The 23,168-nt window shown below is 74.3% G+C and carries 22 protein-coding genes; 8 read left to right on the forward strand and 14 right to left on the reverse strand.

The window, feature by feature from the left end:
- Nucleotides 1-9: 9 nt before the first annotated feature.
- Complete coding sequence (locus BMW27_RS03895; RefSeq protein WP_091439320.1) at nt 10-477, reverse strand: PPOX class F420-dependent oxidoreductase; 468 nt, start codon at nt 475-477, stop codon at nt 10-12.
- A 75-nt stretch (nt 478-552) separates the two neighbouring features.
- Between BMW27_RS03895 and BMW27_RS03900 the strand changes: the two genes are divergently transcribed.
- Both BMW27_RS03900 and BMW27_RS03905 read left to right on the forward strand, forming a co-directional pair.
- Nucleotides 553-1,899: an AI-2E family transporter gene (locus BMW27_RS03900; protein WP_245743283.1), complete on the forward strand. Its 1,347-nt coding sequence runs from the start codon at nt 553-555 to the stop codon at nt 1,897-1,899.
- A gap of 80 nt (nt 1,900-1,979) precedes the next feature.
- On the forward strand, nt 1,980-2,927 hold the full coding sequence (locus BMW27_RS03905; protein WP_091439324.1) for a proteasome assembly chaperone family protein: 948 nt from the start codon (nt 1,980-1,982) through the stop codon (nt 2,925-2,927).
- A 120-nt stretch (nt 2,928-3,047) separates the two neighbouring features.
- Here BMW27_RS03905 and BMW27_RS03910 read toward each other — a convergent pair whose 3' ends face one another.
- The 8 genes from BMW27_RS03910 to BMW27_RS03945 all read right to left on the reverse strand — a co-directional run bounded on the left by BMW27_RS03910 (nt 3,048) and on the right by BMW27_RS03945 (nt 11,897).
- Nucleotides 3,048-4,373, reverse strand: a complete 1,326-nt coding sequence (locus tag BMW27_RS03910; protein ID WP_091439326.1) for an MFS transporter — start codon at nt 4,371-4,373, stop codon at nt 3,048-3,050.
- Between the two features lie 164 nt (nt 4,374-4,537).
- Nucleotides 4,538-6,202, reverse strand: coding sequence for a catalase (locus BMW27_RS03915; RefSeq protein ID WP_091439330.1), 1,665 nt, complete (start codon nt 6,200-6,202; stop codon nt 4,538-4,540).
- A complete protein-coding gene (locus tag BMW27_RS03920) occupies nt 6,199-6,672 on the reverse strand; it encodes a Fur family transcriptional regulator (protein WP_091439343.1) in 474 nt (157 codons plus the stop codon). Before BMW27_RS03920 ends, BMW27_RS03915 begins: the two co-directional genes overlap by 4 nt.
- A 142-nt stretch (nt 6,673-6,814) precedes the next feature.
- Nucleotides 6,815-7,708 (reverse strand): formyltetrahydrofolate deformylase, encoded by an 894-nt coding sequence (gene purU, locus BMW27_RS03925; RefSeq protein ID WP_091439347.1) that lies wholly within the window; start codon nt 7,706-7,708, stop codon nt 6,815-6,817.
- Between the two features lie 170 nt (nt 7,709-7,878).
- Nucleotides 7,879-8,799, reverse strand: a complete 921-nt coding sequence (gene ligD / locus BMW27_RS03930; protein WP_091439350.1) for a non-homologous end-joining DNA ligase — start codon at nt 8,797-8,799, stop codon at nt 7,879-7,881.
- 25 nt (nt 8,800-8,824) lie between these two features.
- A complete protein-coding gene (gene ligD / locus BMW27_RS03935) occupies nt 8,825-10,138 on the reverse strand; it encodes a non-homologous end-joining DNA ligase (protein WP_091439353.1) in 1,314 nt (437 codons plus the stop codon).
- Between the two features lies 1 nt (nt 10,139).
- On the reverse strand, nt 10,140-11,189 hold the full coding sequence (ku, locus tag BMW27_RS03940; RefSeq protein WP_091439357.1) for a non-homologous end joining protein Ku: 1,050 nt from the start codon (nt 11,187-11,189) through the stop codon (nt 10,140-10,142).
- 132 nt (nt 11,190-11,321) lie between these two features.
- On the reverse strand, nt 11,322-11,897 hold the full coding sequence (locus BMW27_RS03945) for a DUF1360 domain-containing protein (protein ID WP_091439360.1): 576 nt from the start codon (nt 11,895-11,897) through the stop codon (nt 11,322-11,324).
- 189 nt (nt 11,898-12,086) lie between these two features.
- Between BMW27_RS03945 and BMW27_RS03950 the strand changes: the two genes are divergently transcribed.
- Together BMW27_RS03950 and BMW27_RS03955 are read left to right on the forward strand one after the other, a co-directional pair.
- Nucleotides 12,087-12,620 carry a hypothetical protein gene (locus tag BMW27_RS03950; protein WP_091439838.1) on the forward strand — a complete coding sequence of 178 codons (534 nt, stop codon included), beginning with the start codon at nt 12,087-12,089 and terminating at the stop codon, nt 12,618-12,620.
- A gap of 317 nt (nt 12,621-12,937) precedes the next feature.
- Entirely contained in the window at nt 12,938-13,336 is a 399-nt protein-coding gene (locus BMW27_RS03955; RefSeq protein WP_091439363.1) for an STAS domain-containing protein, read from the forward strand.
- 243 nt (nt 13,337-13,579) lie between these two features.
- Here BMW27_RS03955 and BMW27_RS03960 read toward each other — a convergent pair whose 3' ends face one another.
- A complete protein-coding gene (locus tag BMW27_RS03960) occupies nt 13,580-14,596 on the reverse strand; it encodes a DNA topoisomerase IB (RefSeq protein WP_091439367.1) in 1,017 nt (338 codons plus the stop codon).
- A gap of 58 nt (nt 14,597-14,654) precedes the next feature.
- Entirely contained in the window at nt 14,655-16,511 is a 1,857-nt protein-coding gene (locus BMW27_RS03965) for a SpoIIE family protein phosphatase (RefSeq protein ID WP_091439370.1), read from the reverse strand.
- A 230-nt stretch (nt 16,512-16,741) separates the two neighbouring features.
- Between BMW27_RS03965 and BMW27_RS03970 the strand changes: the two genes are divergently transcribed.
- Both BMW27_RS03970 and BMW27_RS03975 read left to right on the forward strand, forming a co-directional pair.
- Complete coding sequence (locus BMW27_RS03970; protein WP_091439374.1) at nt 16,742-17,239, forward strand: ATP-binding protein; 498 nt, start codon at nt 16,742-16,744, stop codon at nt 17,237-17,239.
- Entirely contained in the window at nt 17,236-18,318 is a 1,083-nt protein-coding gene (locus BMW27_RS03975; RefSeq protein ID WP_091439378.1) for an RNA polymerase sigma factor SigF, read from the forward strand. The genes BMW27_RS03970 and BMW27_RS03975 overlap by 4 nt, the downstream gene beginning before the upstream one ends.
- Nucleotides 18,319-18,559: 241 nt before the next feature.
- On the opposite strand, the gene BMW27_RS03980 is transcribed toward BMW27_RS03975, so the two are convergent.
- Together BMW27_RS03980 and BMW27_RS03985 are read right to left on the reverse strand one after the other, a co-directional pair.
- Nucleotides 18,560-19,747 (reverse strand): SPFH domain-containing protein, encoded by a 1,188-nt coding sequence (locus BMW27_RS03980; RefSeq protein WP_091439381.1) that lies wholly within the window; start codon nt 19,745-19,747, stop codon nt 18,560-18,562.
- Between the two features lie 94 nt (nt 19,748-19,841).
- Nucleotides 19,842-20,285 (reverse strand): NfeD family protein, encoded by a 444-nt coding sequence (locus BMW27_RS03985; RefSeq protein WP_091439385.1) that lies wholly within the window; start codon nt 20,283-20,285, stop codon nt 19,842-19,844.
- An 86-nt stretch (nt 20,286-20,371) separates the two neighbouring features.
- Between BMW27_RS03985 and BMW27_RS03990 the strand changes: the two genes are divergently transcribed.
- Both BMW27_RS03990 and BMW27_RS03995 read left to right on the forward strand, forming a co-directional pair.
- The gene (locus BMW27_RS03990) at nt 20,372-21,109 is read left to right on the forward strand and encodes a hypothetical protein (RefSeq protein WP_091439388.1); all 738 of its coding nucleotides are present in this window, start codon (nt 20,372-20,374) and stop codon (nt 21,107-21,109) included.
- 62 nt (nt 21,110-21,171) lie between these two features.
- Complete coding sequence (locus BMW27_RS03995; protein WP_175486343.1) at nt 21,172-21,903, forward strand: alpha/beta fold hydrolase; 732 nt, start codon at nt 21,172-21,174, stop codon at nt 21,901-21,903.
- Nucleotides 21,904-22,021: 118 nt separating this feature from the next.
- Here the strand turns inward: BMW27_RS03995 and BMW27_RS04000 are convergent, their stop codons facing one another.
- Complete coding sequence (locus BMW27_RS04000) at nt 22,022-23,143, reverse strand: ferrochelatase (RefSeq protein ID WP_091439393.1); 1,122 nt, start codon at nt 23,141-23,143, stop codon at nt 22,022-22,024.
- Nucleotides 23,144-23,168 lie beyond the last annotated feature (25 nt).

A 23,168-nucleotide genomic window follows, 5' to 3' on the forward strand; every position in this document is an offset into this window, starting at 1 on the left:
GAGCAGGCCTCAGAGCTGGTCGAAGACCTCGGGGGGGAAGCCACCCGTGGCGATCGGCCCCCAGCGCTCGATCGTGACGCGCAGCAGCGACTTGCCCTGCCGGGCCATCGCCGCCCGGTACTCGTCCCAGTCGGGGTGCTCGCCGCTGATCGCGCGGTAGTAGTCGACCAGCGGCTCGAGCGCCTCGGGCAGGTCGAGGACCTCGGCACGGCCGTCGACCTGCACCCAGGGGCCGTCGAAGTCGTCGGAGAGCACGCACAGCGAGACCGACGGGTCGCGCCGCGCGTTGGCCGCCTTGGCCCGCTGCGGGTACGTCGAGACCACGACCCGCCCGTCCTGGTCCAGACCGCAGGTGACCGGGGACAGCTGCAGACCCCCCTCGCTGCGCCGGGTCACCAGCACCGCCTTGTGGCGCGGACGGAGGAACTCCTCGAGGGCGGGACGGTCGACCCGGTCGGCGGTCGCGGTTCTCGGCATGGCCTGGACGTTACGACGGCCACGTCATGATCGTCCCGGCCCTGCCCGGGGTAGTGGCCTGCTGTGATCGACCGCATGAGGTCCCGACTGCCCGGCCGCCCGGACGCGTCGTCCGCCCCCGGCTCCGGGGACGACGCCACGGCCACCGCCCGGACGCCCAGCTTCGCCGCGGTGCCCACGGCAGCGGTCACCGCGAGCCCCGCCCCGAGTCCCGACCGCGGACCCCGGCTGCAGAAGGGCGTCCGGGCCCTCGCCATCGCCTCGGCGCAGCTGCTGCTGATCGTCGCCGGACTCGTGGTCGTCGGCTGGGTCCTCGGCCGGCTGTGGCCGGTCCTGCTGCCGGCCATCCTCGGCCTGCTGTTCGCGACCGTGCTCTGGCCGCCCACCCGGCTGCTGCGCCGGCTGCACTTCCCGCCGGCGCTGGCCGCCCTCGTGGTGCTGCTGCTCTTCTTCGCGGTCGTCGTCGGGTTGTTCTCCTGGATCGTCCCGCAGGTCGCCGCCCAGACCGGCGAGCTGGCCGACGCCGCCACCGCCGGACTGCAGGACGTGCAGCAGTGGGTGACCGGGCCGCCGCTGAACCTCGGCGAGGACCAGATCGGCCAGGCCGTCGACCAGGTGATCAACAGCGTCCAGGGGAACGCCCAGAACATCGCCGGTTACGCGCTGACCGGCGTCGGCGCAGTCGGCAGCGGCCTGCTCAACCTGGTGCTCGCCCTGGTGCTGGCCTTCTTCTTCATCAAGGACGGCCCGCGCTGGCTGCCGTGGCTGGCCGCCCAGACCGGCCCCAAGGTGGCCCCGCACGTCGCCGCGCTGTCCTACAAGACCTGGACCACCCTGTCGGAGTTCATCCGGCAGCAGGCCCTGGTCGGCTTCATCGACGCGTTCTTCATCGGCCTGGGCCTGTGGATCCTCGACGTCCCGCTGGTGCTGCCCCTCGCCGTCCTGACCTTCTTCGGCGCGTTCATCCCGATCATCGGCGCCTTCGTCGCCGGCGCCTTCGCGGTGCTGATCGCCCTGGTCAGCAACGGCTGGCAGACCGCGCTCATCGTGCTGGTCATCGTGCTGGTCGTGCAGCAGCTGGAGGGCAACGTGCTGCAGCCGATCCTGCAGGGGCGCGGGCTCAACCTGCACGCGGCCGTGGTCATCCTGGCGGTCACCGCCGGCGGCAGCCTGTACGGCATCCTCGGCACGTTCCTCGGCGTCCCTGTGGCCGCGCTCATCGCCGTCTTCTACCGGTACGTGCGCGACGAGCTGGACGGCCGCACACCGGAGGTCGCCGACGACGGCACCCGGGTGCAGGTCACCGGCGACGAGACCGGCGCCACGGTCGTCCGGGAGCGCGTCGCGGCGCCGGCCCCCGGGTCCGTCGCGGACGACGTCCCGGACGGCGACGACGACACCCCCGCCCGCCCTCCGGCCTGACCCCTCCGGGGACCTCGGGGAATGCGGTGGGCACGGCGGGAGCTGTAGGTGGTGAACCCGTATCGCGAGGAGGCACCACCGTGGCGCAGCGACCGGAGGAGCTCGTCGAGCTGCTCCCCGAGGCGGAGCCGTTCCTGGCTCGCGAGGCCGAGGTCACCGAGGCCGGTGCCCGCCGTGGGCTGGTCCTGGTGCACGACGTCGCCGGGGAGTTCGACGCGGCCTCGGCCGGGGCGCTGGCCGGCGCCCACCTGCTCGCCGTGCTGCCGCACGAGGTGGTCGCCCGGTTCGACGTCGACAGCCTGGTCGACTACCGCGCGCGCCGGCCGCGGATGACCTTCTCCGGCGACCGCTACGAGTCGTTCGCCGCGCCGGAGCTCCTCCTCTACGCGCTGGAGGACGACGCCGGCGAGCCGTTCCTGCTGCTGCACGGCGCGGAGCCGGACTTCGCCTGGGAGCGCTTCGTGGCCGCCGTCGGCTGGCTGGTCGAGCGGCTCGGCGTCACGTCGGTCGTGTCGCTGCAGGCCATCCCGATGCCGGTGCCGCACACCCGGCCGGTCACCGTCACCGCCCACGCGACGAGGCGCTCGCTGATCGCGGAGTACCCGGTCTACTGGGGTGAGATGCGGCTCCCCGGCAGCGTCGCGGCGCTGCTGGAGCTGCGGATGGGCGAGGCCGGTTTGGACGCCTACGGGGTGGCCGCGCACGTACCGCACTACCTGGCGCAGGCGACCTTCCCGGCGGCGTCGCTGACGCTGCTCGAGCACCTGTCCCGGCTGACCGGGCTGCACCTGCCCACCGAGGCGCTGCGGGAGGCCGCCGAGGCGCACCGCAGCGAGGTCGACGAGCAGATCGCCCGCTCCCCCGAGAACACCGCCGTCGTGGCAGCACTGGAGCAGCAGTTCGACCAGTTCACCGCCGCCCGCGAAGGCACCGGCCTGCTGAGCGAGATCGGCGAGGTGCCCAGCGGGGACGAGATCGGTGCGGAGCTCGAGCGCTTCCTCGCCGAGCAGGAGCGCCGCGGCGAGTGAGGGCGGGGCCACCACACGCGACGAGATCTGCGCAGTGGTGGTCTCCCGCGTGCCGATGACCGCCACTGTGCAGATCTCGCGGAACCGCAGACCTCGCGGGACCGGACGGCGGCCAGGTGGTCAGGCCGCCTGGCGCGTCCGGGCGGTACTGAGCGCGAGGGCCCCCACCACGCCGACGACGGCGAAGACGTAGAAGCCCCAGGGGAAGGCGACGCCGGCGGTGACCAGCGCCCCGGTGACCACCGGGCCCACGATCGCGCCGATCCGGCCGGCGCCGGCCGACCAGCCCAGCGCGGTGGCGCGCACCTGCGGAGGGTGGTTGGCGCTGACGAAGGCGTAGACGAGCACCTGGGCGCTGAAGACGAAGCAGCCGGTCAGGAAGAACATCGCGTACAGGCCCGCGGTGGGCAACCGCACCGAGAGCAGGGCCAGGAATAGCGCGCCAGAGGCGAACCAGCCGATCCCGGCGGTGCGGATGCCGATGCGGTCGGCCACGGTGCCGGCGACCAGCAGGCCGACGATCGCGCCGACGTTGAGGACCAGCAGGAAGGCCAGCGAGTCGCCGAGGTCGTAGCCGGCCTCGCGCATGATCGTCGGCAGCCAGTTGTTGAGGCCGTAGACCAGCAGCAGGCCCATGAACGAGGTCACGCCGATCGCGACGGTGTTGCGCAGCCAGCCGGCGGTGAACAGCATCCGCACCGTGGCGGCGGCGCCGGCCGCGCGCTCCTCGCCGGCGTGCGGGGCGGTCGCCGGGGCCGTCTCCAGCTGCAACCCGTGCCGGCGGGCGACCTCCTCGGCCTCGGCGCGTCGGCCGTGCGCCAGCAGGTAGCCGGCCGACTCGGGCAGGTGGCGCACCATCAGCGGGACCAGGACCAGAGCGGGCAGCGCACCGATGACGAACATCCAGCGCCAGCCGAGGTTCGGGATCACGACGATGGCCAGCGCCGCGGTGGCGACCGCGCCCACGTGGTAGCCGGTCATGATCGTGGTGGTCGCCCGGCCGCTGCGCCCGGCCCGGGTGAACTCGTTGACCATCGCGATGGCCGTCGGCAGGCAGCCGCCCAGGCCGATGCCGGCCAGGAAGCGCAGCAGGCCGAAGACCGTGGCGTTGGGCGCGAAGGCGCACAGCAGGGTGAGCAGCGAGAACGCCGCCACGGCCCCGATGAGCGCCTTTCGGCGGCCGACGAGGTCGGTGAGCGTCCCGATGGTCAGGGCACCGACCATCATGCCGACCAGCCCGATGGTGATGACCGCGGTCGCGCCGGTGCCGGACAGCGCCCACTCCTCCGGCGTCCGCAGGGTGGGGATGACGGTGCCGACGACGACGAGGTCGAAGCCGTCGAGCAGCACGGCGATCCAGCACAGCGGAGCGACCCAGCCGGCTGCGCGGCCCGCGGTTCCCGGACGTCCCGCCGTCCGGCCGGCGCTCGTCGGTGTGCTGCTCATGTCTCCTCCTGGCGCGACGCTGCGGACCCGGGGAGACGGTAGGTGAGCCGGACCACCTGACCCAGCCCGCGCTCCCAGCCAGTGGAAGGTCGCCGATCGAGCCCGGACGCACGGCGGGCCGCGACCGGGGATCCCGGTCGCGGCCCGCCGCGGAGTGCTGGGTGTCAGCCGGCGACGACGACGTGCTCGTTGGGCACGCAGTGCGTCATGACGTGGCCGGTGACGTCCCGCGGACCGTTCTTGCCGAGGTTGGCCGCGCGCTGCAGCTCCTCCTCGGAGAGGGTCTGCGTCTGCAGCGGGGACAGGCCGCGGACGTCGTCCGCGGTGATGCCCAGGCCGTCGCCGACGCGCTGGCCGAGCTCGTCCTCGCACATGAAGAAGTGCCAGACCATCCGCTCCTGGATCTCGCGACGGCACTGCTGGAGTGCGCTCACCAGGTTGGTGACCAGGTCGTCCTTCTCCCACTGCTCCGACAGCAGGTAGCGCTCGCCGGCCTGCGCGTAGTCGTTGGTGCGCGGGATCCGCTTGCGGGTGAGCCGGCCGGTGATGAGCGGGCCCTGCTCGTCGTGGGTCGGGTACTGCGCCTCGCGCAGGCCGCCCAGGATCGACGGCTCGTAGTTCACGTGCGGGTTGGTGCCCTCGGCGCGGTCGACGCCGTACGCCATCTGCCCGTCGCGCTGGTTGGTGGCCACCCGCGCCTTCGGCTGGTTCACCGGCAGCTGCAGGTAGTTCGGGCCGACCCGGTAGCGCTGGGTGTCGGAGTAGGAGAACGTCCGGCCGACCAGCATCTTGTCGTCGGAGAAGTCCAGGCCGTCGACCAGGACGCCGGTGCCGAACGCGATCTGCTCGTTCTGCGTGAAGTTGTCCTCCGGCATCCGGTCCAGGGTCATCCTGCCGACCTTGCGGAGCGGGAAGAGCTCCTCCGGCCAGACCTTGGTGTCGTCGAGCGGGTCGAAGTCCAGCTCCGGGTGCTCGTCGTCGCTCATGATCTGCACGTGCAGCTCCCACGACGGGAAGTCGCCGGCGGCGATCGCGTCGTGCAGGTCCTTCGTGTGGGCACCGAGGGTCTGGCCCTGGATGACCGCGGCGTCGGCGGCGGTGTAGGACTTCACGCCCTGCTCGGGCAGCCAGTGGTACTTGACCAGGACGGTCTCGCCCTCGGCGTTGACCCACTTGTAGGTGTTCACCCCGAAGCCCTGCATGGTGCGGAGGCTGGCCGGCAGGCCGCGGGGGCTGAAGACCAGGGAGACCATGTGCATGGCCTCGGGGGTCTGGCTGAAGAAGTCGAACGCGCGCTCGGCGACGCTGGCCTCGAAGGTGACCGGGTCCGGCTTCTGCGAGTGGATGAAGTCGGGGAACTTGATGGCGTCACGGATGAAGAAGACGCCCAGGTTGTTGCCGACGAGATCCCAGTTGCCGTCCTCGGTGTAGAACTTCACGGCGAAGCCGCGCGGGTCGCGGGCCATCTCCGAGGAGTCCCGGCCACCGGCGACGGTCGAGAAGCGCAGCGCGACGTCGGTGCGCTTGCCCTTCTCCTGGAACAGCTTGGCGCGGGTGTACTTCGCGATGGGCTCGTCGCCCACGGTGCCGTCGGCCTCGAAGTAGCCGAAGGCGGTCACGCCGCGGGCGTGCACCACGCGCTCCGGGATGCGCTCCCGGTCGAAGTGGCTGATCTTCTCGAGGAACTGGTAGTTCTCCAGCGTCGCCGGGCCACGGGCACCCACCGTCCGCTGGTTCTGGTTGTCATAGACCGGGTGACCCTGACGGTTGGTCAGGACCGGACGGTCCGCCTCGCTCGGCGCCGGGCCCTGCCATGCGACGTCGGTCATACGTGTGCTCCTCCTCGATTGTCGTGCTGAAGGACCTGAGCGGTCACTCCTGGTGTCCCTACCCGGCACGCGCGGCACAGACCCCAGAAGACGACCTCCGCCTCGTCCACGACGAAACCCGCCGTGTCCGAGGGCGTCAGGCACGGAGCCGCCCCGACGGTGCAGTCGACGTCCGCGACCGCACCGCACGAGCGGCAGACCAGGTGGTGGTGGTTGTCGCCGACCCGCAGCTCGAAGAGCGCGGGTGCGCCCGCCGGCTCGATCCGGCGGGCCAGGCCGCCGGCGACGAGCGCCTCGAGCACCCCGTAGACCGCCTGGGGCGACAACGTGGGGTGCAGCGCACGGGCCGCGGTGACGATGGTGTCGACGTCCGCGTGCGGACGTTCGGCGAGCACCTGCAGCACCGACAGCCGCGGCCGCGTGACGCGCAGCCCCACCGTGCGGAGCTGCTCCTGCCAGGTCGTCTCCATCGCGACCCAGCGAACACGCTTTTCTTGAACCAGTCAAGAGAAGGACCCGCTGTCCCCACCGGTTGAGGACCCCGTCCTCCCACCCTTCGCACGCTCAGGGCGGGACCCGGGACGGGGCCGGCGGGGGGCCCCTGCAGGGGGCCTAGGCGAAGACGATCGTCTTCTCGCCGTCCACGATGACGCGGTCCTCCACGTGCCAGGTGACCGCCTGGGCCAGCACCTGGCGCTCGACGTAGCGGCCGATCCGGCGCATGTCCTCGACCGTCGCGCGGTGGTCCACGCGGGCGACCTCCTGCTCGATGATCGGCCCGGCGTCGAGCTCCGGCGTCACGTAGTGGGCGGTCGCCCCGATCAGCTTCACGCCGCGGTCGTGCGCCGCCCGGTACGGGTTCGCCCCCACGAAGGCCGGCAGGAAGCTGTGGTGGATGTTGATCAGTCGCTCCGGGAACCGGCTGCAGAAGTCGGCCGAGACGATCTGCATGTAGCGGGCGAGCACGACCAGGTCGACGTCCCCGACCAGCTCCAGCGCCCGCGCCTCGGCCTCCGCCTTGGTCTCCGGCGTCACCGGCACGTGGTGGAACGGGACGCCGGCCGCGCGGGCGACCGGCTCGAGGTCGGGGTGGTTGGAGACGACCGCGGCGATCTCGGCGCGCAGGTCGCCCGCGCGGACCCGGTAGAGCAGCTCCTGCAGCACGTGGTCGGTCCTGGACACGAACACCGCCAGCCGCGGCCGGTGCACGGCCTCGGTCAGCCGCCAGGTGAACTGCCACTGCTGCCCGAGCAGGGCCAGCGCGCCCTCGAGCTGCTGGCGCCGGGCGGCCAGGTCGGCGAGGAAGAACTCCAGCCGCAGCGTGAACGTGCCGCCCACCGGGTCGGAGGAGTGCTGCTGCGAGTCGATGATGTTCGCCCCGACGTCGGCCATCAGCCCGCTGACGACGGCGACGATCCCCGGCCGGTCGGGGCAGCGGACGACGAGGCGCCCGACGTCGTCGAGCCGGTCGTCGCGCGGCCCGGGGGGCGACAGTTCAGCGGACACGGGAAGCGAGGATGCCAGGCACGGCCCGCCCCCCGGCGGCGACTCCCCCGCCCACTCCCCCGCAGACGATCATGGATGTGCGGTGGCGACGCACCGGGCAGCCCGGCGTGTCGCCCCCGGGCCTCCATGGTCGTCCCGGCCGCAGGGCCGCGGCGGCCGCCCCAGTGGCTTCACGCCGGGGGCAGGACGGCGCGCTGGGCACCGGCGATGTCGAACAGGTCGCCGTAGTCCTCGACCCGGGCCAGGACGTCCTCGGTGCGGAAGCGCAGCAGGCCGGGGTCGGCGCCGTCGAGCACGGCCTCGACCTCGTCCCAGCCGATCGGGGCGGACACCGTGGCATCGGGCCGGGCGCGCAGCGAGTACGGCGCGACCGTCGTCTTGGCCGGGTTGTTCTGGCTCCAGTCGATGAGCACCTTGCCCGGCCGCAGCACCTTCTCCATCCGCCACACCACGCGGTCGGGCGTCTCGGCCGACAGCTGCTGCGCCAGCGCCTTGGCGTACCGGCTGGGGTGCTCGCGGTCGGTCACCCGGATCGGCGCGTACACCTGCATCCCCTTGGAGCCCGAGGTCTTGACCACCGGGTCCAGGCCGTCGTCGACCAGCCGCTCGCGCAGCCGGTCGGCGACCTCGCAGCACTCGAGGATCCCGGCGTCCGGACCGGGGTCGAGGTCGAGCACCAGCAGGTCCGGCAGCGCCGGCTGCAGCCGGCTGCCGACCTGCCACTGCGGCACGTGCAGCTCCAGGGCGGCCAGGTTGGCGGCCCACGCCAGGTCGGCGACCGTCTCGAGGACGACCATGTCGAGGGTCTCGCGCCCGCGCGAGCTGCCGGGGCTGGGCACGGTCACCTTCCGCACCCAGTCGGGGGCGTGCCGGGCGCTGTTCTTCTCGAAGAACGCCTGCCCCTCGACGCCGTCGGGCCAGCGGGTGAAGGTCACCGGCCGGCCGGACAGGTGCGGCAGCAGCACCGGCGCGATCCGCACGTAGTAGTCGATGACCTGGGCCTTGGTGAAGGACACCTCGGGGAAGAGGACCTTCTCCAGGTTGGACACGTGCAGCTGCCGCCCGTCCACGCGCACCAGCTGCCGGCTCACGCGGTCTCCTGTACCCGCCGGCAGGTCACCACTCCTCGACCACGTCCTCGGGCACCAGGTCGTCGCGCAGCCCCCGCCACGACGGGTGGCGCATCCGGCCGTCGGCGGTCCACGCGGCGAACGCCACCTCACCGACCAACTCCGGCGCCACCCAGCGCGCGTCGCGGGTGACCTCGCGGGGCAGTGCGTCGGCAAACGGCGGGCGGGCGGCGGGGGTGAGCAGCGGCTGGAGCTCCTCCAGCGCCGCGGCGGTGAAGCCGGTGCCGACGTGCCCGGCGTAGACCAGCCGGCCGGCGTCGTCGTGCACCCCCACGAGCAGGGACCCCACGCCCCCGGCCCGGCGGCCCTGCCCGGGCCGCCAGCCGCCGACGACGACCGACTGCGTCCGGACGTTCTTCACCTTGCGCCAGTCCGGCCCCCGGAGCCCCGGGCGGTACGGCGAGTCCAGCCGCTTGGCGACGACGCCCTCCAGGCCGTTGTCGCGGCTCGCGGCCAGCACCGCGGCCCCGCCGCCGCGGAACCACGGCGTGCCCACCCACCGCTCCCCGACGACGCCCAGCGCCTCCAGCCGCTCCCGGCGGCGCGCGTACGGCAGCCCGAGCAGGCTCTCGCCCTCCCATGCGAGCAGGTCGAACACCAGATAGGTCACCGGGGTGGCCGCGGCCATCCGGCGCACCTCGGGGCCGGTGCGGTGCATCCGTCCCTGCAGGACACCGAAGTCCGGCCGGCCGCGTGCGTCGAGGGCGACGACCTCACCGTCGACTATCGCGTCGTGGCCCCTGAGCACTGCAGGTGGTGGACTCAGTTCGGGATAACGGACGGTGACGTCGGTGCCGCTGCGGGCCCAGAGCGCGAGCTCCCCGGCCTCCACGACGGCCAGCGCCCGGACGCCGTCCCACTTGAACTCGTAGCCCCAGTCGGCGTCCTGCGCGGGCGGGGGCAGCTCCCCCGCGGCGGCGAGCATCGGGACCAGGGGCGCGCACTCCGTCGGGGCGTCCAGCGCGCGGACGGACCAGGCGCCGTCGGGCGACCGGAAGAGGACGTGCCGGCCCCGCAGCCGCCGTCCGGCGAGGACCACGACGACGCGGTCGTCGGTCCACTGCTCGACGGCGTAGCGGCCGGCGTCCCAGGTCGGCAGCCCGGTCGCGTCCCCGCCCCTCGTGGGGACGGCGGGCAGCGGACGGCCCCGCCGGGTGGGCGGCCCCTCCGGCAGGTCCCAGCAGCACGGCACGCCGTTCCGCTCCAGCCGCAGCTCGACGCCCCTGGACGGGTGCTCGGTGACGACGAACGGCTCGCCGGCCGGCGGGGTCGGCCGCCGGGCGCTCCCCCGGGTCGGCACCTCAGGCGGTGCGGCGGGCCCGCTTGGCCGGCGCCTTCTCGGCGGTGGCCTTCCCGGCCGCGGTCACCTTCTTCGCCGCGGTCGCCTTCTTCGCCGCGGTGGCCTTCTTCGCCGGGGTGGCCCTCGCGGCCGGAGCGGCCCGGTCGGCGGCGGCGGTCGTGCGCGCCGTCGTGCGGCGGGCCGGCGCGGCGTCCTCGTCGGCGGCCCGCGTGGCCTTGCGCGCCGCGGTCGCCTTCCTGGCCGGGGTCCGCTCCGCCGGGGTCTCCTCGGTGGAGGCGCCGCCGCGGGCGGCCTCCACGCTGCGGCGCAGCGCGCTCATCAGGTCGACGACGGCCGCGCCGGACTCGGCGGTCTCCGGCAGCGGCTGCACCTCGCCGCCGCTCTGCTTGGCCTCGAGCAGCTCGGCCATCGCCTCGCGGTAGTCGTCGGTGAACTCGGTGGGGTCGAACGCACCGGTCATCGAGCCGATCAGCGCCTCGGCCATCTGCAGCTCCTGCGGCCGGACGGCGACGTCCTCGTCGAGGAAGGCGAAGTCCGGCCGGCGGATCTCGTCGGGCCAGCGCATGGTGTGCAGCACCATCACGCCGTCCTTCACGCGCAGCGCGGCCAGCGACTCCCGCGACCGGATGGCGATCTTGGTGATGGCGACCCGGCCGGCGTTCTCCAGCGCGTCGCGCAGCAGCACGTACGGGCGGGTCGCCGAGGGGTCGGGCTCCAGGTAGTAGGTCTTCTCGTACTGGATCGGGTCGATCTCGCCCTGGTCGACGAACTGCAGGACCTCGATCTCCCGCCGGCTGGCCAGCGGCAGCTCCTCGAAGTCCTCGTCGGTGAGCACCACCAGCTGGCCGTCGGGCAGCTCGTAGCCCTTGGCGATCTCGGAGTACTCCACCTCCGCGCCGTCGATGGAGCACACCCGCCGGTACCTGATGCGCCCGCCGTCGGTCGCGTGCACCTGGTTGAACCGGATGTCGTGGTCCTCGGTGGCCGTGTACAGCTTCACGCCGATGCTGACCAGGCCGAAGGACACCGCCCCGCGCCAGATCGACCGCATGCCCGTGCTCCCGTCGCCAGACCCGTCCGTGGACCGCGGGCGGGGAAGGCCGGTGCGGTCAAGATCACCAGGATAGGACCGCCGCTCCCCCTCCGGCAGGTCGAGCGGCGCCGCCTCCTCCGGACGGAGGAGTCACTGCACGCCGGCCTCCTCCTCGCCCTCGGGCGCGAGCGCGCCGTTCTGGATCGAGTCGTAGACGAACTGGAGCACGTCGGAACCGGCGACCAGGGTCATGGTCAGCGCGACCAGGCGGGTGGCCTTCGGTGCGGTCACGTAGCCGAAGACGAGCCCGGTCGCCACCCACTGCGCCAGGCAGAACGGGCAGGTGAGCAGCTCCCCGATGGCGTGCTTGGCACCGCCGTGCTCGCGGACCTCCTCGGCGACCTCGGCGTGACCCGACGGGCCCTGGAAGGTCGTGAACGGCGCGCGGAGCGGGCTGGTCACCGGGTCCTTGGCGATCCGCCGGGCCAGCCGGAAGGTGGCCACCGCCAGCAGTGCCGCATCACCCGGCGGGATCCGCTCGGGCAGCTCCCGGCCCGACGCCCGGACCGCCGCGGCGCCGGCCGACACCAGGCCGAGGTAGACGCCCATGGCACCGAGGTCCCCGGCCAGCGGGCGCGGCTCCCCCTGGGTGTACTCGCGCTTCTGGTGGCGGGCCCAGCGGCGGACCGGGGCCCCGATCCGCTGGACCTCGTCTGCGATGGCCATGGCTGGCGCGCTACCCACTGGTGCGCGGCCCATGCGGAACGCGCCCGACCGGTGTCGCGAGCCGGCTCACGCATGGGGTGGGGTGCGAGGGGTAGGGCGAGATCACGACGCCGGTCACCCGACCGGCCCCCCGTCCACGGGATGGACGAGCGTGCGCACGGCGGACGCACGCAGAACGGAGGCAACCCCATGACCGAGCCGGACCCGACCGACCGCGGAGCCGTCCACTCCGCCCTCAACGACGCCGAGTTCCCCGACGACGAGCGGGGCCTCACCGGGACCCGCGACGACGTCCGCGGCGACACCGGGGCCACCGGACCCGAGGGCCAGACCGCCCGGGACGTGTTCCCCGAGGACAACGGCGTCCCGGACGTCTCCCAGGACGACTTCCCGACCATGCAGCGGTCCGAGGACCCGCAGTTCGCCCCGGAGCCGGGCGACCGGGAGAGCCACCGGACCGTCGGCTTCGGCACGACCGCGTTCGAGCAGTCGGAGGGCAGGTCGCTGTCCGGGCGCCTGGAGGAGGAGATCGCCGACGACGTCCCGGACGTGCGCCCCGCCGAGGACCCGGGCCGTGGCCTCGGCCAGCTCGAGCAGGACTACGACACCACCCCGGACACCGACTCCGGCACCAACCGCACCGCCGACGACGTCGAGGCCAGCCTCGACCCGGTGGTCGGCGGTGAGGGCCCGGAGGAGTCGGCCATGCACGTCGTGGACTGAGGACGCACCGCCTCTCCCCACCCATCGCGGCTCGCCGGCTCCACCACCGACCCGTGACGCCGTGCCCGTCCCCCGGACGGGGGCACGGCGTCACGACTTGGTGGGGGTGCCCGGGGGCGGGTTGGCGCGTTCGACCTCGGATGTCTACGTTGTGGTTGCGGTTGAGCAGGCAGCCGCGGTCGTGCCGGGGAACCGCCCGGCGCGGACACGAACGACGACGTGCGTGTCCGGGGGCCACGACATCCGGGGGGCCGCGCAGCGGTAGATTGACCGGGCGGTCGTGCCGCCGGGTACTGCCGTTGAGAGGAGCTCAGCTCGTGACCACATCCGACCTGCCTGCCGAGGGGCAGCCAGACGTGTCGACCGAAGGCACGGAGGCGCCCTTCGACGACGTGATCACGCTCTCGACCTCCACCGGCGAGGACGGCGTGGTCACGGTGACGGTCGTCGGCGAAGTGGACACGTTCACCGCCCCGGTGCTCCGGTCGTCGCTGGACACCCAGCTGGAGCAGCAGCCCCAGGTCCTGGTCATCGACCTGTCAGGGGTCCAGTTCCTGGGCTCCGCCGGCCTGGCGGTCCTCGTGGAGACGCAGAAGTCGGCCCGCTCCCGCGACGTCGACCTCCGCCTCATCGCCACCACGCGCGCCGTCACCCGCCCGCTCGAGGTCACCGGGCTGATCGACCTGTTCACCATCGTCGACGGCAGCGCCCGCTGACGAGGGATCCCCTGCCCCCACCGTGTGAGGACCCCGTCCTCCCCACCCTCCGCGAGCTCAGGGCGGGACCCGGGACGGGGCCGGCGGCGGGCCCCGGCAGGGGGCCACAGCACTGACGAGAGGCCCTGCTCCGGCGGGGCCTCTCGTCGTGTCGTGCGGTGCCCCTCGCCCCGAATCCGCGCTCGGCCCCTGCAGCATCCCGCCCGTCGCGGGCTCGCGAGGAGCGTGGGACCGGAGGTCCCGTCAGGCGCTGAGCAGCTGGCAGACCGCCTGCTCGAGCACCTGCTGGGCCGTCCGGTCGTCCGGCGCCTCCGCCGCCTCGTTCAGGGCGTGCGCCACGGTGTCCCCGTTCTCGAACCGGTCGACCACCCGCGGGTCGACGTAGCTGGCCTTGCAGACCGCCGGTGTGTTGCCCAGCGTCTCCGACACCCGTTCGTAGGCCTCCTTGAGCACCCGCTTGCGGGCCGTCTTCGTCGCCGGCTCCGGCGCCGCGGCCAGCGTCGTGGCCATCAGCACGGTGGCGTTCCAGGTGCGGAAGTCCTTGGCGGTGATCTCCGCGTCGCTGATCTCCTTGAGGTAGGCGTTCACCTCGGCGCTGGTCACGTCGTGCCACACCCGACCGCCGTCCGGGTCCTCCACCCAGTAGCCGAGCAGCTCCTCGCCCTCCTCGGGCCGCTTCAGCAGCTCCCGGACGACGTCCGCGGTCGGCTTGTCGGTGAGCTCCAGCTCCCGCTCGATGCCGCCCTTGGCGGTGTAGGAGAAGAACACCTGCTCGCCGCGGACCCGCACGTGGTCGCGGCGGAGCGTCGCCAGCCCGTAGGTGCCGTTGTCCTCGGCGTACTGCTCGCTGCCGACGCGGAAGGCGCCCAGGTCCAGCAGCCGGACGGCGGCGGCCAGCACCCGCTCCCGGGTCAGCCCCCCGCCCCGGATCGCCTCGACGACGGCGTCGCGCACGTCGGGCAGCTGGTGGGCGATCTCCAGCACCCGCTCGTGCTTCTCGGCGTCCCGCCGCGCCCGCCACTCCTCGTGGTACCGGTACTGCCGGCGACCCGCGGCGTCGACACCGGTGGCCTGGATGTGGCCGTTGGGCCACGGGCAGATCCAGACGTCCCGCCAGGCCGGCGGGATGGCCAGCGAGCGGAGCCGGTCGAGGCGCTCGTCCCTGATGAGGGCGCCGGCGGAGTCGTAGTACGCGAAGCCGCGACCGGCACGCCGGCGCCGCCATCCGGGGCCGTGCACGTCGCTGCGGCGGAGTCTCACGCCCAGAGGATGGGCACCGCCGGCGTTCCGCAAACGCGGGACGACGGCGGTTCGCCCGTCAGCGCAGTTCGACCAGCCCGCCCAGCCCGCTGATCTCGAGGACGTGCCGGGTGACCCCGCCCTCGGGGGCGTGCACCACCAGCCGCCACCCCTCGTCCCCGGCGATCCGGGCCACCGCGAGGACGACGCGCACCGCCGCGCTGCTGAACAGGGTGACCGCGGTCAGGTCCAGCTCGACCCGGCCGGTGCCGCCGTGGCTGGCCTCCAGCAGCCGGATGCGCATCTGCTCGGCGCCGAGCATGTCGACCGCGCCGGTCGCCCGCACCACCGGGCACTCGCCGCTCCGGTCGACGGCGACGTCGGCCGCGCTGGTGCCGCCGGGACGGTCCGCGTCGTCATCGGGGCTGCGGCGCAGCCGCATGTTCAGGGTCACCGTCGTGCCGTGCTCGCCCTGCAGCACCACCCCGTCGACCAGCTGCCGCATGATCAGCAGACCGCGGCCGCGGTCGCCGGGATCGCGGTCCGGCGGGCGCCACCGGCCCTGGTCGCGCACGATGACGGTGAGCTGCCCGTCGACGTCGACCGCCGCCGTCACCTGCATCCGCCCCGGCTGCACACCGCGGTAGGCGTGCTCGGCCGCGTTGGCGGCCGCCTCCCCCACCGCCACCATGACGCCGACCCGGTCCTGCTCGCCCATGCCCAGCCCGGCCAGCCAGGCACCCAGCCGCCGGCGGACCGTCGGCAGCGACACCGGGACGGCCGGCAGGTCGAGCGCCAGCGGCTCGGTGGTCACGGCGCGGCGGTGCGCGACCAGCACGGCGATGTCGTCGGGGCGCTCGGCGGTGTCCGCCAGCCCCTCGACGATGGCCGCGGCCAGCTCGCCCGGCACGTCACCGGCGAGGGCCCCCGGAGCGGTGAGCGCGGCCTGCGACACCCGGGCCAGCCGGTCGAGGCCCTCAGCCGACAGCCAGCCGGCGGCGGCGACGGCGCCGTCGGAGAACAGCACCAGGGTGGCGCCCTGCGGCAGCTGCGCCGTGGCTGCGACGGTCGGCGCACCGGGCAGGCTGCCCAGCGGCGGGCGGGGCGCCAGCGGGAGGAACTCGGCGCTGCCGTCGGCCCGGACGAGCAACGGGGCGGGGTGCCCGGCCGCGGCGTAGGTCAGCCGCCCGGTGGCGGCCTCGAGCACCCCGTAGAACACCGAGGCGCCCTCGACGTCCTCCATCTGACCGGCGAAGGCGTCCAGCGCGGCGACCACCGCCGCCGGTGACGGATCGCGCAGGGCCAGCGAGCGCATCGCCCCGCGCAGCCGGCTCATCGCCCCGGCGGCGGGCACGCCGTGGCCGACGGCGTCGCCGACCACCAGGGCCAGCCGGCCGCGGCCGAGCGGCACCGCGTCGTACCAGTCGCCGCCTGCGGCGTGCACCGAGCTGGCGCGGTGGTAGCTGCCGGACAGCCGCACGTCCGGCAGCAGCGGCAGCGCCGGGGGCAGCAGCGAGTGCTGCACCTGGTCGACGACGTCCTCCTCCGCGACGGCCGCCACGGCCTGCGCGCTGTCGGTCCGGTCGGCCTCGACGACGACGAGGACGCCCGGCTGCCCCCGCACCTCCAGCGGCTGCAGCACGACGCTCGCGACCTGACCCGCGGGGTCGGGGTCGCCGTGCACCGTCTCGGCGCGGCCGGTGCGGGCGACCGAGCCGGCCAGCTCGGTGACGCGCCGGCCGGCGACCGAGACCAGGTCGTGCGGGCCCGTTCCGAGGGCACGGGCCCGGGCGTTGGCCCAGACCGGCTCCAGGGCGGTCCCGGCCAGGCACCAGATGGCGGCGGAGGCGGTCTCCAACGCCGCGACGAGCGCGGCACCGCCTGCGTCGTCCACCGGGGCGGGCCCGGAGCCCGGGCTCTGCTGGCTGGCGTTCATCTCGGGCCAGCGAACCGCAGCCCCCAGACGGCTGCAACCGCGCCCACCGCCCGCGTGACCTGGGGTTTGACCCGCGCGTGGGGAGGGGTACCCCTCCTCTTCAGGCGCCCCGTCCGACCCGGCCCGGCACTCCGCTGCGGCCGGTCGGGCAGGATGGGTGCGAACCGCGCGGAACCGGTCCCAGGACCCGGGCGCGCGGTCACCACGCGAGGAAGAGGAGCGGACGACGGATGGTGGACTCGAGGGGTGCCCTCGCGCAGGACGGGCGGCGCGCCGAACGACTGGAACTGCGGGTGCCCACCACTCCCACGCAGCTGCCCGCCGTGCGGGCCATGGCCGGTGACCTGGCGATGCGGATGGACTACGACCTCGACGCGGTGGAGGACCTCCGGCTGGCCGTGGACGAGGCCTGCGCGACGCTCTCCGCGATCGTCTCCGGCGACCGCCGGCTGACCGTGGTCTTCGAGACCACGCGCCAGGGCCTGCACATCGACGCCTGGGTGCCGACGGCCGAGGGCACCGACGTCCCCCGCGACGGCTTCGGCTGGGCGGTGCTGCACACGCTGGTGGACAGGGTCGAGGCCGGTCCCGCCACCCAGGCCACCGTCCCGGCCGGCGACGGCGGCACCTCGCCGGTCGCCGTCATCTCCATGGACAAGTACCTCCCGGGACAGCACCCGGACAAGCAGCTCGGGGACTCGGGCCAGAACGTCTCGGTCGTGCGGTGACCGGGGCGGTAGCCCCGGAGCCCACGACCGTCGAGGAGGACACCCTGCGCGACGACGAGAACCCGACCGGCCCGCGGGGCACGGAGGGGGAGGTCGCGTCCGAGGAGCAGCCCGTCGTGGTGCCCGACCCGCGCAGCGAGGTCGTCCCCATGCCGGACGCCGGCGCACCGCCCGGGCGCGACGCAGCGGCCGACGACCCGGCCGACGACGACGTCGAGTCCGAGGACGACGTCACCGACGCGTCCGACGAGGACCAGGTCGACGAGGACGCGAGCGAGTCGACCGGCACCGGTTCACCCGCCGCCCCGCCGATGTCGGAGAACCGCAAGCGGGCCGAGCGCACCGCGCCGCTGTTCGCCGAGCTGGCCACGCTGGACAAGGACGACCCGCGCCGCGAGCGGTTGCGGGAGGTCCTCGTCGAGGAGCACCTGCCGCTGGTCCGGCACTTCGCCCGCCGCTTCAGCAACCGCGGCGAGCCCTTCGACGACCTGCTGCAGGTCGGCACCCTGGGGCTCATCGCGGCGATCGACCGGTTCGACCCGACCCGCGGCGTCGAGTTCCTCTCCTTCGCCGTCCCGACGATCACCGGTGAGATCAAGCGGCACTTCCGCGACCAGGGCTGGTCGGTGCGGGTGCCGCGGCGGCTGCAGGAGCTGCACCTGTCGCTGAACGCGGCGGTCGGTGAGCTGGCGCAGAAGAACGGCCGTGCGCCGACGCCCTCGGAGCTCGCCGAGCACCTGGGCATCCCGCGCGCGGAGGTGCTCGAGGGGCTCGCCGTCGCCAACGCCTACCGCAGCAGCTCGCTGGACGAGCGGCTCTCCGGCGAGGACGACTCCCCCACCCTCGCCGCCACGCTCGGCGAGGAGGACTCCGCACTGGAGGGCGTGGAGTACCGCGAGTCGCTGCAGCCGCTGCTGGCCACCATCCCGGCCCGGGAGCGGCGCATCCTCATCCTGCGGTTCTTCGGCAACATGACCCAGTCGCAGATCGCGGCGGACATCGGCATCTCGCAGATGCACGTGTCCCGGCTGCTCAGCCAGACCCTGGCCAAGCTCCGCGAGGGCCTGCTCAAGGACTGACGAGGACCCCGTCCTCCTCCGCTCGCAGGCCCGCGCCGAGCCTGTGGACGGGGCCGCTCCCGGGGGGCCCTGGCGGGTGTCAGCGGCCGCCCGCAGCAGTCGATCACGGGGTTGTCGCGCCGACGCGCGGCGCGTCCGCGCGTGTCCCGTGCGACGACCCCGTGGTCAACTCGTGCTGACGGACCTGCGGTGACGGACCCGCGGTGACGGACTCACGGTGACCGTCCCGCCGGGGAACCGGTCAGGGACGGGGCTGGACCTCCCCGCCGGTGGTCTCCTGCTCGGCGGCGCGGGCCAGGGCCGTGGTGTCCGGGATCCCCGGGGCGGCCACGCCCGGCGCGGCGTCGGCGATGCTCGACAGCTCGATCTTCGCCTCGGGCTGGTCGGCGGCCCGGGGCAGCGCCGACTCGAACCAGCCGCTGGTGTCCATCTCCGCGGTCGGCCGGCTCGCGCCGTTCCGCGACGGCTCGACGTCCATCCAGGACCGCCCGTCGCCGTCGGCGCCGCCGAGCTTGGCCAGGCCGTCGAGGGCCTTGCTGAACTCGCTGGGGACGATCCACATCTTGTTCGCGTCGCCCTGCGCGATCTGCGGCAGCGTCTGCAGGTACTGGTAGGCCAGCAGCCCCTGGTCGGGCTTGCCGTCGTGGATGGCCTGGAAGACCGTCTCGATCGACTTCGCCTGGCCCTGCGCCTGCAGGAACAGCGCCGCGCGCTCACCCTCGGCCCGCAGGATGCGGCTCTGCCGCTCGGCCTCGGCCTCGAGGATCGCCGCCTGCTTCTTGCCCTCCGCGGAGAGGATCGCCGAGGCCTTCTGCCCCTCGGCGGTGGTGATCGCCGACTGCCGGGCGCCCTCGGCCTGCAGGATGATCGCCCGCTTGTCGCGGTCGGCCCGCATCTGCTTCTCCATCGAGTCGCGGATGGACGGCGGCGGGTCGATCGCCTTGATCTCCACCCGCGCGACGCGCAGACCCCACGGGCCGGTGGTGCCGTCGAGCACCTCGCGCAGCTGGCTGTTGATGCCGTCGCGGCCGGTCAGCGCACCCTCGAGGTTGAGCCCGCCGACGACGTTGCGCAGCGTCGTGGTGGTGAGCTGCTCCATGCCCTGGATGTAGTTGGCGATGCCGTACGTGGCCAGCCGCGGCTCGGTCACCTGGAAGTACACGACGGTGTCGATGCCGACCTGCAGGTTGTCCGAGGTGATCACCGGCTGCGGTGGGAAGGAGATCACCTGCTCGCGCAGATCGATGGTGGCGCGCACGCGGTCGATGAACGGGACGAGCAGCGACAGGCCCGGCGAGAGCGTGCGGCTGTAGCGGCCGAGCCGCTCGACGACCTTGGCCTGGGCCTGCGGCACGATCGTCACGCTCTTGGCGACGACGACGACCACCAGCAGGGCGATCACGATCAGGGCGATCAGTGCGGGTGTCACGGGAACGCTCCCTCCTCTGGGTTCCGCCGCCGATCCTGCCCGGTCCCGGTGACGATCCGGTCACGGCGCGACGCGCGCTCCCCCGCTGGAGGTGCTACTCCAGTTCGAGGGCGTCGCCGACGACGGCGGTGGCGCCGTCGACCTGGAGGATCCGCACGGTCGTGCCGACCGGGAAGTGCTCGCCGCCGTACTGGCTCCGGGCGGTCCACTCGTCGGCGCCCAGGCGGATGCGTCCCCCGTGCCCGTCGATCGCCCGGGTGACCCTGGCGGTGCGGCCGACGAGCGCGGCGACGCCGTCCGGCTGGTCGGGGGTGCCCTCGGTGAGGTGGCGCTTGGCCAGGGGCCGGACGACCGCCACCAGCAGTGCCGCGACGACGACGAAGGCGGCCAGCTGCAGGACGACGGGACCGCCGAGCAGCGCCACCCCGACGCCGCCGAGCGCCCCGCCGGCCAGCATCAGCAGGAACAGGTCGCCGCTGGCCAGCTCGCCGGCGGCGAACAGTCCCGACGCGATCAGCCACAGCAGCCAGGCGTCCACGTCCGAACTCTCCCAGATCCGGACTGCGCTGTGATCGATCTCAACCGGATCGTCACCTCGGCCGGGGCCCGGCATAACCTCGCCGGGTGCACGACTTCCCCGCGGGCCGGTTCGCGGTGTGGGCGACCGCCTGGCTCACCGGCCGCGCCTCCTACGACGACGCCCTCGACGCCCTGGTGGGGGACACCGCGCACCGGGTCGCCGGCCTGCCCGGCACGGACGAGGCCGTGCCCCTCGGCTGGGCGCTGAGCGCGCTGGGCAGCGCCGGGGAGACCCGGATCCGCCTGGTGCTGCCGGTGCCCGGCGACGTGCGCGGGCTGCCGCGCGCCCCGGGCCTCGCCGAGCCGGCGGTGGAGGCCGGACAGGCCGCCGTCGGCGAGCACCTCGCGCTGGTGCCCGAACCGCTGGGCCCCGAGGTGGTGCAGTGGAGGGCGTTCGACCTGACCGGTGTCCCGCCGGTGCCACCACCGGTCGAGGGGTCGCTGCGCGCGGTGTCCGGCGCGCTGGACCTCGCCGTCGGCGACGCGGCCCGCACGCTGGCCGACCTCGACCTGGCCCGGTGGCACCCGGAGGTCCCGGCGCTGCTGGCCGGGCTGGCGAAGGCGGCGCACGTGCCGGGGATGCCACCGGGCACGGATCCGCTGGCGATGTCGCTGCTGGCGCGGGCCCAGCGGCTGGCGACGGTGCTCGACCTGGCGCTCAGCGACGCCCCCGGTGGTGCGGTCACCCACCGCCAGGCCGCCGCCCGCGACGACGCGCTCCGTCCGCTGGGCGACGCCGTCCGCGAGGCGGTCACCGCCGCCTACAACGCCGTCCCGCGGTGAGGGGGTCGCACCGTCGGCGTCCTGCCGTCGGGCTCGCGGTCCTCGCGTCGTGCGGCCTCGTCGTGACGTCCTGCGGTGCGGGCGGCGACCCGGTGCCCGGGGAGGTCGAGGCCGAGGTCGGCGCGCCGACGGGACCGCAGCGGGTGTGGTGCGCCGGTGAGGGTCCCGCCGTGGTCCTGGTCAACGGCATCGGGGACGACGCCACCTCCGAGCAGTGGATCGAGGTCGAGCGGCCCCTCACCGGCAGCGCGCGGGTCTGCCGCTACGACCGGCCCGGCACCGGCGCCAGCGACGCCCCCCGGACCGCGGGCAGGGGCGCCGACGAGCTCGACGCCGAACTGGATGCCGTGGTCGACCACGCCGCGGGTGGCGGCCCGGTCGTCCTGGTGGCGCACTCCTTCGGCGGCTACCTGGCGCGGGTCTACGCCGACCGGCACCCCGAGCGCGTCGACGGCTTGGTGTTCGTCGACGCGCTCGATCCCTCCGTCGGCCTGCTGAGCGGCACCGGCGCACCGAGCCTGCAGGAGGTCGAGATGGCCGGCGAGCGGCTGGACCTCCGCGACGTCGAGCAGGCCGCGCGGTCGGTGACGGCGCTGGAGGACGACCCGCGCCTCGTGGTGCTCATGCGCGGCGAGGGCGCCGGCGAGCCGTGGACGGCGGGCCAGGAGCAGCTGGCCGCGCTCTCGGGACGCTCGCAGACCGTCGTCGTGCCCGGGGCCGGGCACCAGATCCCGTCGGAGGCTCCGGAGGCGGTGGCCGCCGCCGTGGCGGACGTGCTCCGCCCCACCGGCTGAGGGAGGACCCCCGTCCCGGGTCCCGCCGGCCTCCCTGCAGGGTCCCGCCGCGAGCCTGCGAGCGGTGGCGGGACAGGGAGGTCCTTCCCCGAAGGGGTGGGGAGGACGGGGTCCTCCCTCAGGCGGCACCGGGACGGCGCGGTGCGACGAAACAGCACGACGCCGGGCAGTTGGTGCCCAGGCGGGGCTCCCCACCCGCGCGGCGCTCCCCCAGCAGCTCCACCAGCGACCGGACGAACGCCGGGTGGGTCCCGGCGGTCGCGGCGCGGGCGAAGGCCAGCCCGAGCTCCTCGGCGGTCTCCCTCGCCTCGTTGTCGAGGTCCCAGACGACCTCGAGGTGGTCGCTGACGAACCCGACCGGGAACAGGACGACGGCCTGCTCCCCCGCCGCGGCCAGCGCGCGCAGGTGGTCGTTGACGTCGGGTTCCAGCCACGGCACCGACGGCGGGCCGCTGCGGCTCTGCCACACCAGGTCGAAGGACCGGCCGGGCGCGGCGGCGTCGACCGCGAGCTGCGCGGCGGTCGTGAGCTCGGCCTCGTAGGCGTGCCCCCCGGGCCCCGCCACGGCGGCCATCGTGTCGGGGATGGAGTGCGCGGTGGCCACCAGCCGGGCGGTGCCGCGGAGCTCCTCGGGCAGCGTGGCGATCGCGGCGGCCAGCGCGTCGGCGTTGGCCTGCACGAAGCCCGGCGCGTCGAAGTAGTGCGGCAGCTTCTCCGCGGTCGGCCCGCCGCCGGTCGCGACGCGGGCCCGCGCGATGTCCTCGTGGTACTGCCGGCAGCCGGAGTACGAGGCGTAGGCCGAGGTGGCGAGGACGTAGACGTGCTCGATGCCGTCGTCGGCCAGCTGCTGCCAGGTGTCCTCGACGAACGGCGCCCAGTTGCGGTTGCCCCAGTAGACCGGCAGCTCGACGCCGGCGGCGGCGAGGTCGGCCTCGACCGCCGCGATCAGCGCCTTGTTCTGGTCGTTGATCGGGCTGACGCCGCCGAAGTGGTGGTAGTGCTCGGCGACCTCCTCCAGCCGCTCGCGCGGCACCCCCCGGCCGCGGGTCACGTTCTCCAGGAACGGCATGACGTCGTCGTGGCCCTCGGGGCCGCCGAAGGAGAGCACCAGCAGCGCCTCCCGTCGTCCGGCGGGGGCGGGGTCGGCCGACGGCGGGACGCCGCCGTTGTTGCGGACGGCCAGCGAGGGGTCCTCGTCGGGTCGCTGGCCGGGGTTGATGTCGACGGTGGCGCGGGGCACGGACTTCCTTCTCGCTGCGGGACGC

Source organism: Geodermatophilus poikilotrophus, assembly GCF_900111455.1.
Taxonomy (GTDB): domain Bacteria; phylum Actinomycetota; class Actinomycetes; order Mycobacteriales; family Geodermatophilaceae; genus Geodermatophilus; species Geodermatophilus poikilotrophus.